The sequence below is a fragment of the Okeania sp. KiyG1 genome (assembly GCF_014132355.1).
GTDB lineage: Bacteria > Cyanobacteriota > Cyanobacteriia > Cyanobacteriales > Microcoleaceae > Okeania.
This window is the reverse complement of record NZ_BLZO01000162.1, coordinates 1-16,017: the sequence shown is the minus strand read 5'-3', so window position 1 is coordinate 16,017 and position 16,017 is coordinate 1. Positions and strand designations below refer to the sequence as shown.

Here is a 16,017-nt window from a genome sequence, read left to right as displayed (position 1 = left end):
TCACTGACACTGGTAATTTTTACCTTATAGTCGCTGCCATCAGTAATAGATGTGGGTACTGTCCAACGATAAGAGCCATCACTTGGGGTGGAACTGTCAATAACGCTGTGGAAGGAACCTCTTTTGTATAATTCTAGTTTGACATTCTCGCTGATGTTGTCATTCCAAGTTATCCTGTGGCTTTCTCCAGGTTCTAAGGTATTGCCTTTGTTGGGAGAGTTAACTGTGATAGACCCTTGAGGTTTGATTATATCAGGGGGTGGAATAAACTTTAATTCTAGTCTGTAGTCAGTACGATCGCCAGCAAAAGGACTAACTTCTAAATAATAAACACCAGGGTCTAATGTTTGCACAATTTTTTCTGGAGTTGTTCCTTTCTTGGTTGATGTGGAGATTAAAGTTCGATCATCTCCATACAAACGAATATTCGCATCATCAAGCAACTCATCTAAAACTACTCTCAATTTTCCTTCATCGGGAAGTCTAAAACGATAAAAATCTTTAGTATCTCTTTCCCCTGCTTCTACATACCCAATTTCGTCAGTATTGATAAATTTGCCGTTAAGTCTTCCTAAGTTACTAGCATTCTCAAAGTTACCATCAGAATTATCATTATCTTTGATATTTCCGATCGCTTTTTTATCCCCTAATTTGGCATTTTTGGGTTTGCTCAATACAACTTGGAATTTTTCATTATTTTCATCTAAAGTATCTCCTAATATGGGAACTGAAATAATCTTTTGGTTTGCCCTGGTCTAAAATTCAGAGTACCTTTAGTTCTCTTGTAGTCTAACCCTGCTTTTGCGGTATCATTGACTGTGGTAAAGTTTACTTTAACATTTTCATCTATCTCACTGTCCATAGTAACAGTAAATCGTGCTTGTTTTTGCCCTTCATTTCCTTCTGTAATTTGGGTATTACCGATCGATATTTTAGCGAAATCGTTATTTTTAATAGTAGCAATTCCTTTGTTATCATCAATATTGGCATTTTTTGGTTTGCTCAATACAACTTGGAATTTTTCATTATTTTCAATTAAAGTATCTCCTAATATGGGAACTGAAATAATCTTTTTGGTTTGCCCTGGTCTAAAATTCAGAGTACCTTTAGTTCTCTTGTAGTCTAACCCTGCTTTTGCGGTATCATTGACGGTGGTAAAGTTTACTTTAACATTTTCATCTATCTCACTGTCCATAGTAACAGTAAATCGTGCTTGTTTTTGCCCTTTATTTCCTTCTGTAATTTGAGTATTACTGATAGATATTTTAGCTAAATTGTTATCTTTAATAGCAGCAATTCTTTTGCTATTCTCAATTTGTGTATTTTGAGTTTGACTCAAATTTACGGTTGAATTTTCATTATTTTCAACTATTTTATCTCCGAAAATAGGAGTCTCGATCGCCTTTTGTGTTTCATCGGGTTGGGAAGTAAGAGTACTTTTAGTTCTCTGGTAGTTTGACCCTGCTGTGGCACTACTGTTGGCAGTTGTATAATTAACTTCAACCACCTCATCGCTCTCTCCATCTAATGAACCACTATTTTCTCCATCGACTTCACCTGTTATCGGGTCTCGATCGCCTCCAGTAAGGTTGATGTCTATATCTACATCATCACCTATGTTTATATCTACCTCACCTAGAAAATTATTAGTAATATTTTCCAAACCATCGAACGTATCCTCTATAGATCCAGATTGTATTTCATTAGTTGTAGGTTGAAAAAAATCCAATAATGAATCAGGGAATATTTGCTCCGACGGTATACTTAGTGAATAATTATCGATCTGTTCATCCATAATAGTAATTATTAAATTATTTATTATTATAGCATTTTGCGACTCTATGAGGTACACCCCGAAGCGGGCAAGATGCCCGCACTACATGATTTTCACCATTTACCCTGTACATCTGGCATCCCCCTTTCCAAGAGGGACGGGAGGGGGATAAAACAGAGGGACGGGAGGAGGATTAAAAGGGGATTTTAGAGTTTTATTCCCCCCAAAATTGGGGGGTTAGGGGGGCAAAATCATACCCAGAATCAGCAACACAGAAAGTTTGTTATCGCAACATGATATTACTGCTTAACTTGCAGACAAATTCAAGTTGTAGTTAGTACCTAATCCGCTCCAAGAACTATAGTCAAACACCCCAACAAAATAGACACCTGGGTTTAAAATCCAAGACATGGAACCCGTCTCACCAGAGTCAATTTGCCAAATATAGGAAGAACCCTGATAATCCCCATTAGCATCATAACTAAACGTGTTACCAGAGGAATTATAAAGATACAGAGAAGTCACATCACTCAAACCGGAGATGTCGATGTCAACAGTACGTTTAGAATTGAGGGTGAACTGATAGTAATCAGAACTATCAATATTACCCACCCAGTCGCTGAAGGTTTGAACTCCTGCTAAAGCTCCCACTTGTCGTGCTGTGTCAAAGGTATTTCCTGCTGCATCTGGATGCGGTACTGCCGACAGTTGCAAGTTATAACCAGTGTTAGCATCGCCAATACTTTCTACTTCCACGATGTAAGTTCCTGCTGCTAGGGTGCTAGTAATAGCTTCGTCAATATTCGATAACTTGGTAGAATCAGTTATCCAGGTATACTCGCTGTTGCGCAACACTAGGTCAGCATTAGCGGTCAAACCACTGAGACCGAGGTTAACGGTGCTATCTTCCGCAAGGGTGAATTGGTAGAAGTCTTCCTTGTCGCGAGCAATGTATTGATTGCCGACAAAATCGGTAAATGTTTGGGCAGTAGTCAAAGCTCCGATATTCTTGGTTTGAGCTTCGGTGTTGCCGACTGTATTAATTGGAGAATATGTCAGTGGGGTGGCGGTTAAATCCAAGTTATAGTTGGTATCGCCACTAGACTGCCAAGCTAAAGCGTAATAAGTACCAGATCCTAAGTTGAGGGTAATAGATTCGTTAGCAGTATCGGTGTTAGTCGAACTAACAATCTCGTTTTCGTTACTATCGTACAAGTAGAGGTCAGTGTTGGCACCTAGACCTGTCATATTGAGAGTGACGGCGCTATTTTGGGCGAGGTTAAACTTGTAGTAGTCGTGACGGTCTAGGAGGGTTCCTGTCCAATCACTGAAGGTTTGAGTAGTGCTGAGGGCACCAATATCCCGTGCTGCATCAAAGGTATTGCCAGCATTATCTGGTATGGCGGTAGCTGATGCTGTAAAGTTATATTCAGTGCCGTTGTCATATAAGTTACTTACCTCAACAAAGTAAGTTCCTGGAGTAAGGTTTTTAGCGATCGCTGTCTCAGTATTACTGTCATTAGAAGCAGAGGCAATTTCTTCTAAACTGCTGTCATAAAGCTTGAAACCGATCTCATCAGTCAAATTAGTCAAGTTCAAATTGACTGTACTATTCTGAGCTATTGAGAACTTGTAGTAATCTTCGTTGTCTATTCCTGGAGATACCCAGTTGCTAGCACTAGCTGTAGTCAACGCTCCCAAGTCTAGGGGTGCATCTGAACCACCAGCATTATCCACCCGGACAGTTGGAGACAGTTGCAAGTTGTAGTTAGTGCCAAAGTTACCGCTGTCATTCTCTACTTCAACTAAGTAAGTACCAGGGTTTAAATCTGCCACAATTACATCATCTTCATTCCCAGTATTTCGAGAAGAGTACAAGCTATTTTGGTTGAGGTCGAATAGTTCAATATTCCCATTCCCTGTCATTCCTCCTAAGTTAATGTTGACTGTGCTGACCGCATCTATGGTGAACTGATAGTAATCACTTTCGTCAACATTTCCAATCCAGTCGTTAAAAGTTTGAGGTGCTGCTAAAGTTCCTATCTGTCGTGCTGTGGCAAAAGTTTCTCCCGCAGCATCTGGATGAGGAGTTGCTGACAGTTGTAAGTTATAACCTGTATTGGCATTATCAATGCTCTTGACTTGAGCAATGTAAGTACCCGCTACCAGGTTACGGGTAATCGCTTCGTTAACATTGGTAAGCTGACTAGATTCAGTTATTTGGGAAGATTCGCTATTCAGCAACACTAAATCTGCATCCGCAGTCATTCCACTGAGATTTAGGTTGACGGTGCTAGTCTCAGTCAAGGTAAACTGGTAGTAGTCGTTCTTGTCACGACCTAAGTACTGATTCCCGACAAAATCGGTAAAGGTTTGGGTTGCTCCCAGATCCCCGATATCCTTGGTTCGAGCTTCGGTGTTACCGACGATATTAGCTGGGGAGTATGTCAGTGGGGTGGGTAATAAATCCAAGTTATAAGAGGTGTCACCACCACCAGAAGATGGAGAGCGTCCGTCAACAAAAACGTAATAGGTTTCACCACCTGTCAAATTAGAGATTATAGATTCGTCGGCGTTGTCGTCATTGTCGGAACTTGCTATTAGTTCCTCATTGCGATCGTACAAGTAGAGACCTGTGTTGGCAGTCAAACCTCCTAGTTTGAGGTTGATTGAGCTATTTTGGGCAAGGCTGAATTTATAGTAGTCATTGTATTGGAGGTCGCCCACCCAGTCACTAATGGTTTGAGGGGTGCTGACAATACCCAAATCCCGCGCAGTATTAAATTCGCTACCAGTAGAATCTGGAAGAAGGGTTGCGGATGCGGTTAAATTGTAGTTAACGCTAGTTGCTTCATTGCCAGACCACCTAGGTTTATAGCGCAACACGCGAGTATAATATGTACCCTGGTTTAAGTTGAGAGCGATCGCTTCATCTGTATTGCTATCATTGGTGGAACTTGTAATTTGTTCTCCCTCGCTGTCATAAAGATAAAGTTGACCATTGTCATTCATTCCTGTGAGATTCAGGTTGACGGTGCTATCCCCAGCTATAGTGAATTTGTAGTAATCGTCAGGATCGGCACTACCTACCCAATTACTGAATGTCTTGGCAGTAGTTATGTCACCCATATCCTCTGCTGTTTCTAGGGTATTTCCTCCAGAGTCAGCAATAGCAGTTGCTGATGCTGTCAAATTGTAGTTAACGCTAGTTGCTTCCTCGCTTCCGAACCGAGCTTTATAGCGCCACACACCCACATAATATGTACCAGGATCTAAGTTAGTGATAATAGCTTCATCAGTATTGCTATCATTTGTAGAACTTGTAATTTGTTCTCCCTCACTATCGTAAAGATAAAGTTCACCATTGCCATCCATTCCTGTCAGACTGAAATTAACATCACTATCTTCAGTTAAGGTAAATTTGTAGTAATCGTTGAAATCGACGTTGCCTACCCAATTACTGAATGTCTTGGCAGCAGTAATGTCACCCATATCCTCTGCTGTCTCTAGAGTGTTACCGCCAGAGTCTGGTATCCCTGTCGCTGATGCACTGAAAGTGTAGTCAACATTTGTGGCAGTTGAACGGTTACCCGAGTTCAATACTCCAGCATAATAAGTACCAGGATTCAAGTTAGTGGTAATAGCTTCGTCAGCATTACTTTCGTTAACTGAAACAGTAATTTGCTCTCCTTCACTGTCGTACAGGTAAAGTTGACCGTTGCTATTCATTCCCGTCAGATTAAGGTTAACGGTGCTATCCTCAGCAACGCTAAACTTGTAGTAGTCGCTGACATCGAAGTTACCCACCCATTCTGTCTGGTTGAAAGTTGTTAAAGCTCCAATATCTTTTGCTGTCTCCAAGTCGTTCCCTACCAAATCTTCTGCACGGGAAGTAGCTGAGACTTCCAAATTGTAGGGAGTACCTACGACTCCACTGCTACGCTCAACTTCAATGAAATAATCGCCAGAAGTTAAGTTAACAGCGATCGCTTCATCCCCATTACCAGTTACCGAAGAAGAGGAGACACGTTCTTGCTTGTTATTGAAAAGCTCAATATTGGCATTATCGCTCATTCCTGTCAAACTCAGATCGACCGTACTATTTTCACTGAGAGTGAACCTATAATAGTCAATTCCATCAATATCTCCAACCCAATCGTTAACAGTTGCACCACCTAATGGATTTTCTAAATCCAATGCTAAGTCAGGATTTCCTCCAGCACCATTATTTGGCAGTGGGGTTCCGACTATCTGCAAATCGTAGGTAGTTTCGGCATTGTTAACACTTTGAACCTCAATAAAATAAGTTCCCGGAGTTAAATTCTTGACAATACCTTCATCAATTTTTTGCAGTGTCTCTGACCTGGCGATGCTACTACTACTTTCACTGTTATAAAGATATAGATCGGCATTTCCATTCAATCCCGTCAAATCAATTTTAACGCTGCTATCACCCTCTACTTCAAACTGGTAGAAATCATTCAGGTCATCTGTAAACCCGTGGGGGTTGCCCACATACTCAGTTTTCTTGATAGCAGTAGTACCAACTGCACCCAAGTCTAGAGCAGTATCGCGGTTCCAACCAGTAATTTGCTCCACTGGGTATTTTAATAGTGGTGCTGACATTTCTAAGTCGTAGGTTGTATTGCCACCATCATCCTCCCAAACTAGAGCGTAATAATTACCTGGTAATAATTTACGAGAAATTTCTTCTTTTTTATTTCCCGTGTTAATAGACTGTTCTAGAAAATTTCCGTCCTCATCATACAAATAGAGGTCAGCATTAGCATCCAAACCATTGAGAGTCAGATTGAGATTGCTTCTACCATCAACTTCGATCTTGTAATAGTCGTGGGTATCTTCCGAGACTCCATAGAAATCACCTATCCAGTCAGAAAACTTCTTAGTCTTATTACCGACAACACCAACATTTCGAGCTTTATTCAGTTCGTTACCTGCATTATCCTCCGGTACCTGACTCAGGGAAACTCTTTCTTGACTAATATTATTAGTCTCGTTTACTTCAATCAATGCATTTTCGTAATCAGCGATCGCTCCCACAAAGTATCTTTTTTGGCCATTGATGCTGTTCTCTGGCAAAGTCAACTGCTTACTGATAGTAGTAGTTTCGTTACCGCCCAAAGATGCAATCTTTTCAGAACCGATGAAAGTATCACTGGTAGTAATTTCATTATCCGACGACAGATAAAACCCTACCTGGAAATCATCATCAATTTTACCGCCAATATTTTGAACCGTTACATCAGCATCAAACTTTTGCCCAGGATTAACAGTTTCCTGTTGCACATCAAAACCCCTCAACTTTAAATCGCTAGAAATCTCAATCCCAACCCTCTTACTGCTGGTATTATTCAATTCATTCTCTTCAGTAACATCATTCTGACTATCCACTATCATCCCCAAATAGTAGTCCCCAGAACCCTGCCAGAAATTATCCCCTCCATCAGGCAAAGTCAATTCCTTGGTCTTTCTAGTATTCTGGCCTCCAGAAAGGGACTTAATATCAACAGTGTCCAACAGGAAATCCCCACTGTCTATACCCTCATCTTTGGACAAATAGAACCCAACTTTAAAGTCATCAGCCTTAGTATTACCAATATTATTAACCTGATAATTAACCTTGACCTTTTCCCCAGCCTTCAATCCATCTTGGATATCCAGGGCGTTAAACCTCAAACTTGACAAATCTACAGTTTTCTGTACAGCATCCAAACTTAATTGGTAATCAGTTCTAGCACCACCAACCGGGACAATAGCGGCATAATAAGTTCCTGCTTTTAACTTCTTCTCTATTCTTTCAGCTTTGACACCTTTGAGAGTAGAATCAGCAAGCTGGTCATTTTCATCCAGCAATAACAAATTCGCATTTCGATCCAAACCATCCAGAGTCAAAATCACATCGCTTGGTTCAGTCAGGGTAAAACTGTAATAATCTATTGTGTCTCGAAGGCCACCTTGGGCAAAACCTATGCTGTCTTTTTCTCTCACCTGGTCTTGCAAGTTAAGAGTACCTAATTGTCTGGCATTCTTACGATTATTAAAGTCATCCTTCCGGACATTAGCTGTTACTCCCAAATCGTAGTTGGTTTTAGCATTACCTTCTGCTCCGACTCCAATATAATAATTTCCAGGGGTCAAAGATCGGTTGATAGTTTCATCCTTACTACCTTTGTTGTCAGAAACTTCTATTTCTTGCCCGTCAGTTGCCAGTAAACTTAAGGTAGCATTGGCACTCAAACCATCCAGAGTAATATTAATGCTACTTTCTTCCGCCAAACTAAAGTTGTAAAAATCTTCAAAGTCCCGGACATTGCCAGAAGGTTTAAAACCTATCTTATCTCTCTGGGTAACTGTTTCTCCTGACAATTCTCCCAAAGATTTGCCTGGCAAAGCGTCGTCTGTTTCGGCAATTTTAGGATTACCCTCCAAACTCAATTCATAGTTAGTCCGGCTGCCATTTTTCGGTGTAACTTTGATATAATAAATACCTTTGTCTAAGATGGCACTAATTTCTTCTGGCTTTTTCCCCTTTTCTTTAGAAGAAAAAATCAGAGTAGTTCCATCTTTGTCGTAAAGTTCTAAGTCAGCATTTTGACTCAACCGGTCTAAGGTAATGGCTAAGTCAGTCTCCTTAGTTAACTCAAATCTCCAAAAGTCGCTGGTATCGACAAAACCTTTTTCCTTGAAACCAATTTTGTCTCTTTCAGTAATAGGTTTTGCCTTGAGTTTGCCCAGATTATTTCCTGGTAATTGAGCGTCGGGGTCTTTGATGTTACTATCCACATCTAAAGAAAGGGTATATTCCGAGCGATCGCTACCGAATGGCTCAATCAAAGCGTAATATTTGCCCTTATCTAAAATGGTATTAATTTGCTCAATATCTTTACCCTTATTAGAGGAACTGTAGAGCAAATTACCTTTATCGCCTAAAAGTTGCAAATCCACATTTTGGTTAAGACCATCTATAGCCAGATTAACTTCGCTATCCTTGTTCAAGGTAAACTCATAGTAATCCCTTTGGTCTCGTCTACCACCGACCTCAAAACCTACTTCATCCCTAATTTTCTTTGGCTTTTTACCGATTTTAATCTCTTGTGCCCGATTTCGATTTCCATCGGGGTCATTAATTTTATCCGAATCAAAACTTAACTGATATTTAGTCCGAGCATTTCCCTGGGGTTCTACTTTCAGATAATAAGTACCCGCTTCTAATACCCCGTCAATTGTTTCCTTACTCTTACCTTTTGCCCGAGACTGGTTAATAATTGTCTTACCATCTTCATCGAACAGTGTGATATTAGCATTGTCTTTCAGACCGTCCAACACAATATTAAAATCGTTGAACTCCTCAGTTAAAGCAAATTCATAGAAGTCGCTATTGTCCCTAGTACCTGCTCTCCTAAAACCTATTTCATCATTAACTCTCTTTTTCTTCTTACCTAACGGTCCTAAATTAGTCGCCCCACTTGGCTGACTATCGGGGTCTTGGAGTATTTCCTCTGCACTAATACTCAGACCATACTTAGTTTTAGCATTGCCTTGAGGATAAACTCGCAAGTAATAAGTACCCTTGTCCAACTCCGCATCAATGGTTTCTGTCTTTCTACCTTTTTCTGTGGATTTGAATAAAACATCCTTACCATTTGTATCCAGTAATTGGACGTTGGCATTACCTTTAAGACCGTCAACCACTACACTGACGTCATTTTCTTTCCCTGTGACGGTAAATTTGTAGTAGTCGTTCCTGTCTTTAGTTCCACCAGAGTTAAAACCAATATCGTCATTGCGGTTAATTGGATCGTCTCCTACTTTGCCCAAGTTGATGGCATTTTTAGCATTATTTCCTGAGTTTGTTCTGGCGGCCTTCCTAGTTGCTACCAGGGGAATATTAGGTTCTCCTTCTGCTACACCTGTAAGAATATCAGTATTATCGTTAGCAGTTTCTTCTTCCCTTTGAACTGCATCATCTGAAGTTACTAAAAGTGATTCGATAGGTTCCTCTGACAAAGGTAAGAAGTTTTCTACATCCGGTTCGATATCACTGATGGGTATCTCCTCCAATTCTGGCAGTTCCTCTTCTAGCGGAAGTAGGGAGGTAGATCCTGACTGCTGAAAAAAATCTAATGATGAATCAGGGAATATTTGCTCCGATGGTATGCTTTGTGAATAATTATCGATTTGGTCATCCATAATAGTAATTATTAAATTATTTATTTAGATATTTATATCATGTCCGTTTATATCGTTTGTGTAAACCCAAGGGTGAATATCTACAGGAAATTTAGGTTTTTTCTTGCGAGGGTAGCCTTACCTCCCTCTTCCCTCTTCCCTCTTCCCTCTTCCCTCTTCCTTCTTCCCTCTTCCTTCTTCCTTCTTCCTTACCTTTGCTATACAAGACCGATGCTACCGGACATGATATTATTTGTTAGTTTTGTGGAATGGGCATCTTGCCCGTTCCTGATATAGCGCTGTGCGCAGGCAACAGGCAACAGGCAACAGGCAGGAAGACTTACAGCGCTTTTCAGATTGATAAACCACGTTCGTCATAACCAAAACCCTGTAAGGGCGAATGCCATTCGCCCCTACTGTGATCTACTGAAATTAAAAACGCTGTAAGAGCAAGAAAAAAAACTTAAATTTCCTGTAGATATTCACTCTTGGGTTTACAAAAACGCGCCCCAGCGAACATGATATTACGCAAATTTACCTTGAAAATCCCATATGTAGGGGCGAATGGCATTGACTAACGTCAAGCTCCGCTAACGCCCTCAATCGATTAGCTTCCTCCCGCCATTCCTTAAGTTTTCCATCACTACCATATTATATTAGGTGTAAACTCAACACTCAGTTGGTAAGAAGTCTTAGCAGCATTCTGCGGGAACACTTCTAAAATATAATCTCCTGCTGGCAACTCCTCCACTACTTCCTCAGTATCACGACCCCGGTTGCGGGAATCAAACATCAGGGAACCACGACTATCCAATACACGCAAGTTGGCATTTGCACTCAATTGGTCGAGAATCACATCTACCTGACCTTCTTCACTCAAGCTAAAAGAATAACGATCTATCTCGTTGCGTACACCACTCTGAGTAAAACCAATATCATCGTTATTGGAGTATGTTTCGAGTTGACTGAGATTCCCAATATTAAACTTTTCCGCTTTTCCTCCCACTCCTTCTGCATTAATAGCTATTTGATAGTTACTACGCGCTCCTCCTTTTGGCTGTACTTTCACATAATATTCACCAGCAGGAAGAGTTTGATTAATATTTTCCGATTCACGACCTGTTTTTCTCGAATCGTCCAGTAGTGTTCTACTGTCATCTTCATATAAGACTAAATCAATATTTTGTCGCAACTGACGTAGATCGATATTTACATTAGATTCCTCAGATAGCTCAAACCGGAACCAGTCTTGTTGGTCACGAGACCTTGATGTATAATTTCGGCCAACATCATCACTACGCCTTTTGGTGTTAACACCCACTTTTCCAAAATCAAAAGCTTCATCAGGATTAGTATAATCATCAACATAAGGGGACTGAGCTGTAATTCCTAGTTGGTAATCTGTGCGTGCGTTGCCTTTGGGGAAAACACGCACTGTATAATCTCCTGGAGATAAATTGTCAGTGAATTCTTCCACTTGACGACCGCTTTTTTTTCCACGCCAGATAAGTTCATCATCTGATGTGTAGAGTTCAATGTCAGCATTAGCTTTGAGGTTATCTAGAGTCAGGGTAACTTGATTTTCTGAAGTGACAGTGAAGTTGTAGTAATCGTTGATATCCCTGCGACTACCTTGACCGCGACCAATATTGTCCCGTTTTATTATTTCATTGCTGGGAGTAAGTACACCTAGATCGACTCCTGGTTTGCTATCGTCGATGTTACTATCAGAATCATCATTATCTTTGATATTTCCGATCGCTCTTTTATCCCCTAATTTGGCATTTCTTGGTCTGCTCAATACAACTTGGAATTTTTCATTATTTTCATCTAAAGTATCTCCTAATATCGGCACTGAAATAATCTTTTTGGTTTGCCCTGGTCTAAAATTCAGAGTACCTCTAGTTCTCTTGTAGTCTGACCCTGCTTTAGCAGTATCATTAACTGTGGTAAAGTTTACCTTAACATTTTCATCTGTTTCACTGTCCAAAGTAACAGTAAATCGTGCTTGTTTTTGTCCTCGATTTCCTTCCGTAATTTGGGTATCTCTGATAGATATTTTAGGTAAATCGTTATTGTTAATAGCAGCAATTCTTCTGCTACTCTCAATTTGTGTATTTTGAGCTTGACTCAAATTTACGGTTGAATTTTCATAATTTTCTACTTGTGAAGCACTATTTTCTCGATCTACTTCACCTGTTATCGGGTCTCGATCGCCTCCAGCAAGATCGATGTCTATATCTACATCATCATCTATATTTAGATCTACCTCACCTAGAAAATTATGAGTAATATTTCCCAAACCATCGAACGTATCCTCTATAGGTCCAGATTGTATTTCATTAGTTCCAGGTTGAAAAAAATCTAATGATAAATCAGGAAATATTTGCTCCGATGGTATAGTTGGTAAATCATTATCGATTGGGTCATTCATCATATTCAAGAATTTAGAATTTAGAATTTAGAATTTAGAATTACCTCTCTTTGAAAAGAAGAGGATTGATTCAAAGGACAATTTTTATTTATTATCCCCGCTGCGATCGAGGGGAGGCTTTAAACCACAATTTTTCGGTAAATATTAAATTATTGAAATTATTGAAATTATAAACAGGACTTACCCATGGAACTCCCTTGAAAACGCCAGATGACGGCTTACGGGCGAATGCCATTTCCTAAGGTCATGCTCCGCAAACGCCCCTACAGCTTTTGAGGAGGTGACTCCTAACTCCTAAAATTCATACCCTGATTCAGCAACACCAGTCTTCCTAAGTTAGTAGCATTCTTAAAGTTACCATCAGGATTTGGCTCAGGATAGGTAATCCATAATAGTAAATATTAAATTAACCACAACAGGACTTACCCATGCAACTCCCTTGAAAACGGCAGATGTAGGGGCGAATGGCATTCGCCCTCAATTGATTGGCATTCGCCCTCAATTGATTGGAATTCGCGCTCCATTGATTTAGTTTTGGTTCCTCAACCCAACCTACCCCTACTAATGTAGTAAAAAATGTAGGTTGGGTAGAACGATAGTGTTAGCGTAGCTTATCCGTAGGATAAACCCAACAATAGTAAACCGATGTTGGGTTTCGGTTCCTCAACCCAACCTACCCCTACTATGTAGGGGCGAATGGCATTCGCCCTCAATTGATTGGAATTCGCCCTCCATTGATTTAGTTTTGGTTCCTCAACCCAACCTACCCCTACTAATGTAGTAAAAAATGTAGGTTGGGTAGAACGATAGTGTTAGCGTAGCTTATCCGTAGGATAAACCCAACAATAGTAAACCGATGTTGGGTTTCGGTTCCTCAACCCAACCTACCCCTACTATGTAGGGGCAAATGGCATTTGCTGACGCAAAGCTCCGCTAACGCCCTAAATCGAATGGTCATTCCCCCCTACGAATGAAAACCGCTGTATTGTTAACCCAAAGCAACACTCAAGTCAAAACTGGTTGCTTGACCTTGACCTAAAACCCTGACCAAGTAAGTATCTGCTTCGAGGAAAACTTCTATTTCCTCAGCGTCAGTACCAGAGTTACTAGAACTACCTAATAGTTGTCTTCCATCACTACCATATAGCTCCAGATTAGCATTTCTTCTCAAATCATCAAGAGTCACAGTAACAAAATCAGTTTCAGCTAACTCAAAAGTATAATTTGCTTCGCTGCTGCTACTAGCGATCAATACACCGCCTCCAGTCAAGGGGTCAGAAGTAGAATCAAGAGTACCGAGGTCACCAGTACCGGGAGCATCTGGAATGGGAGAAGCACTCATATTCAAATCATAAGCTGTGCGTGCGGAACCTTTTGGCAACACCCCTACATAATACTCTCCAGCTTCTAAATCTAGATTGATTGCCTCATTATTCCTACCGCCTTTAGCTGAACGTTTCAGCAGAGTGCCATCAATATCGTACAACTCTACATCAGCATTTTGTCGCAAATTAGTCAAGTTCAAACTAAACTCGCTATCTTCTTCCAGAGTAAACTTACGATAGTCAGCTTGGTCGCGACTACCGCCTTCACTGAAACCAATCCGGTCATCTACATTGAAACTGCCCAGTGTACCAATGTCTTCACCTGGTGGAGTTCCATCAGAATCTCCTGACACATCTAAGGGGTTTACAGTCAAGGTATAGTCAGTGCGAGCACCACCTTGAGGATAGACACGAATACTGTACTCCCCTGCATCCAATTCTTCAGTAATACTTTCACCTTGACGACCTCCATTATTAGACCTGTTAATCAAACCACCAGAACTATTTCGTAACTCCACATTGGCGTTAGCTCTGAGGTCATTTAAGCTGATATCAACTAATTTTTCTTCACTAAGCGTAAATGTATAATAGTCATTTTGGTCGCGACCGTCTTCGTTATTAGAAAAACCAATCTCAGATTCTATGACCTCCTCTTGAGTCAGTTCGCCAATAATCTCACCAGGTAAGGTATCATTACCATCATCTATACCGGAGGTAAAATCAACACTCAATTGATAAGAAGTCCTAGCAGCATTTTGCGGGAACACTTCTAAAATATAATCTCCTGCTTCTAACTCCTCCCCTACTTCCTCATTAGCGCGACCGGGGTTGCGGGAATCAAACATCAGGGAACCCTGACTATCCAATACACGCAAGTTAGCATTACCACGCAATTGATCGAGAGTCACATCTACCCGACCTTCTTCACTCAAGCTAAAGAAATAACGATCTCTTTCGTTGCGTACACCACTCTGAGTAAAACCAATCCGGTCGTTATTGGAGTATGTTTCGAGTTCACTGAGATTCCCAATTTCAAACTCTTGCGGTTCTTCTATCAACCCTTCTGCACTAATAGCTATTTGATAGTTACTGCGCGCTCCTCCTTTTGGCTGTACTTTCACATAATATTCACCAGCATCCAAGGTTTGATTAATATTTTCCGCTTTACGACCTGTGTTTCTCGAGTTGTCCAGGAGTGATGTACCGTCATCTTCATATAAGGTTAAATCAACATTTGCTCGCAACTGACGCAGATCGATATTTACATTAGATTCCTCAGATAGCTCAAACCGAAACCAGTCTTGTTCGTCACGACCAGACTGCGATCTATAAGTTCGGCCAATCTCATTAAGAACCCTTTCGGTGTCAACAGTCACTTCTCCAAAATCAAAAGCTTCATCAGCATTAGCATAATCATCAACATAAGGGAACTGAGCTGTAATTCCTAGTTGGTAATCTGTGCGTGCGTTGCCTTTGGGGAAAACCCGTACTGTATAATTTCCTGGAAATAAGGTGTCCTCGAAGACTTCCGCTTGACGACCGCGGTTTTCTCCACGCCAGATAAGTTCATCATCTGATGTGTAGAGTTCAATGTCAGCATTAGCTTTGAGGTCATCTAGAGTCAGGCTAACTTGATTTTCTGAGGTTACAGTGAAGTTGTAGTAATCGTTGACATCCCTGCGATTACCTTGACCGCGACCAATACTTTCCCGTCTTGCTAGGTCATTGACTGGAGTTAGTACACCTAAATCGACTCCTGGTTTGCTGTCGTCGTCTTCGTTAATTATTTCATTGGCACTGATACCGAGTCGATAATCGGTTTTGGCGCTGCCTTTAGGTAATACCTTGATGTAGTAGTCACCTGCTTCTAAGGTTTCAGAGATTTTTTCCTGCTGTCTTCCTCCATTAGTAGACTGATATAGAAGGCTGCTACCATCACTGTCTAGGATTTCTACGTCTGCGTTTCTTTTGAGTTGGTCTAATGTTAGGAATACTTCACTTTCTGCTTCCAGACTAAATTTATAATAGTCTAGTTTGTCTCGTGAAACACCACTACCAAAACCAATTTCGTCGAGTTCTGTAATCTCTTGTGGGCTGAGAATACCCAAATTTTTGGCCGTGTCAATACTGTCTTTTTCTTCTGTGATTTCGTCTGCTCTTAAACCTAAACGATATCGTGTTTTGTCTAGACCTTCGCTGTAAACTCGCACTAAATATTCACCTTCTTCTAGGATTTCGGTGATTGTTTCTCGGCGAGTACCGCTCTCGGTTGACTGGAATAAGATTGTGTCGGT

At 40.7% G+C, this 16,017-nt stretch carries 5 protein-coding genes; all 5 read right to left on the bottom strand.

All coding sequences use genetic code 11. The features are described from left to right. Nucleotides 1–674: Ser-Thr-rich GPI-anchored membrane family protein (locus SAGCYANO_RS36545; protein WP_202224519.1), on the bottom strand; the 674-nt coding region annotated here is incomplete at its 3' end. Nucleotides 675–715: 41 nt separating this feature from the next. Beyond that, entirely contained in the window at nt 716–1,795 is a 1,080-nt protein-coding gene (locus tag SAGCYANO_RS36540; RefSeq protein WP_202224518.1) for a Calx-beta domain-containing protein, read from the bottom strand. A gap of 285 nt (nt 1,796–2,080) precedes the next feature. Then, a complete protein-coding gene (locus SAGCYANO_RS36535; RefSeq protein ID WP_202224517.1) occupies nt 2,081–9,985 on the bottom strand; it encodes a pre-peptidase C-terminal domain-containing protein in 7,905 nt (2,634 codons plus the stop codon). A gap of 622 nt (nt 9,986–10,607) precedes the next feature. Continuing rightward, nucleotides 10,608–12,401 carry a Calx-beta domain-containing protein gene (locus SAGCYANO_RS36530; protein ID WP_202224516.1) on the bottom strand — a complete coding sequence of 598 codons (1,794 nt, stop codon included), beginning with the start codon at nt 12,399–12,401 and terminating at the stop codon, nt 10,608–10,610. 985 nt (nt 12,402–13,386) lie between these two features. Beyond that, on the bottom strand, nt 13,387–16,017 hold a 2,631-nt coding region (locus SAGCYANO_RS36525), incomplete at its 5' end, for a PPC domain-containing protein (protein ID WP_202224515.1).

Bases quoted from the DNA above. Each gene is read 5' to 3' on its own strand.
- SAGCYANO_RS36535 (WP_202224517.1), bottom strand. From the start codon at position 9,985: ATGGATGACCAAATCGATAATTATTCACAAAGCATACCATCGGAGCAA.
- SAGCYANO_RS36540 (WP_202224518.1), bottom strand. From the start codon at position 1,795: ATGGATGAACAGATCGATAATTATTCACTAAGTATACCGTCGGAGCAA.
- SAGCYANO_RS36530 (WP_202224516.1), bottom strand. From the start codon at position 12,401: ATGATGAATGACCCAATCGATAATGATTTACCAACTATACCATCGGAG.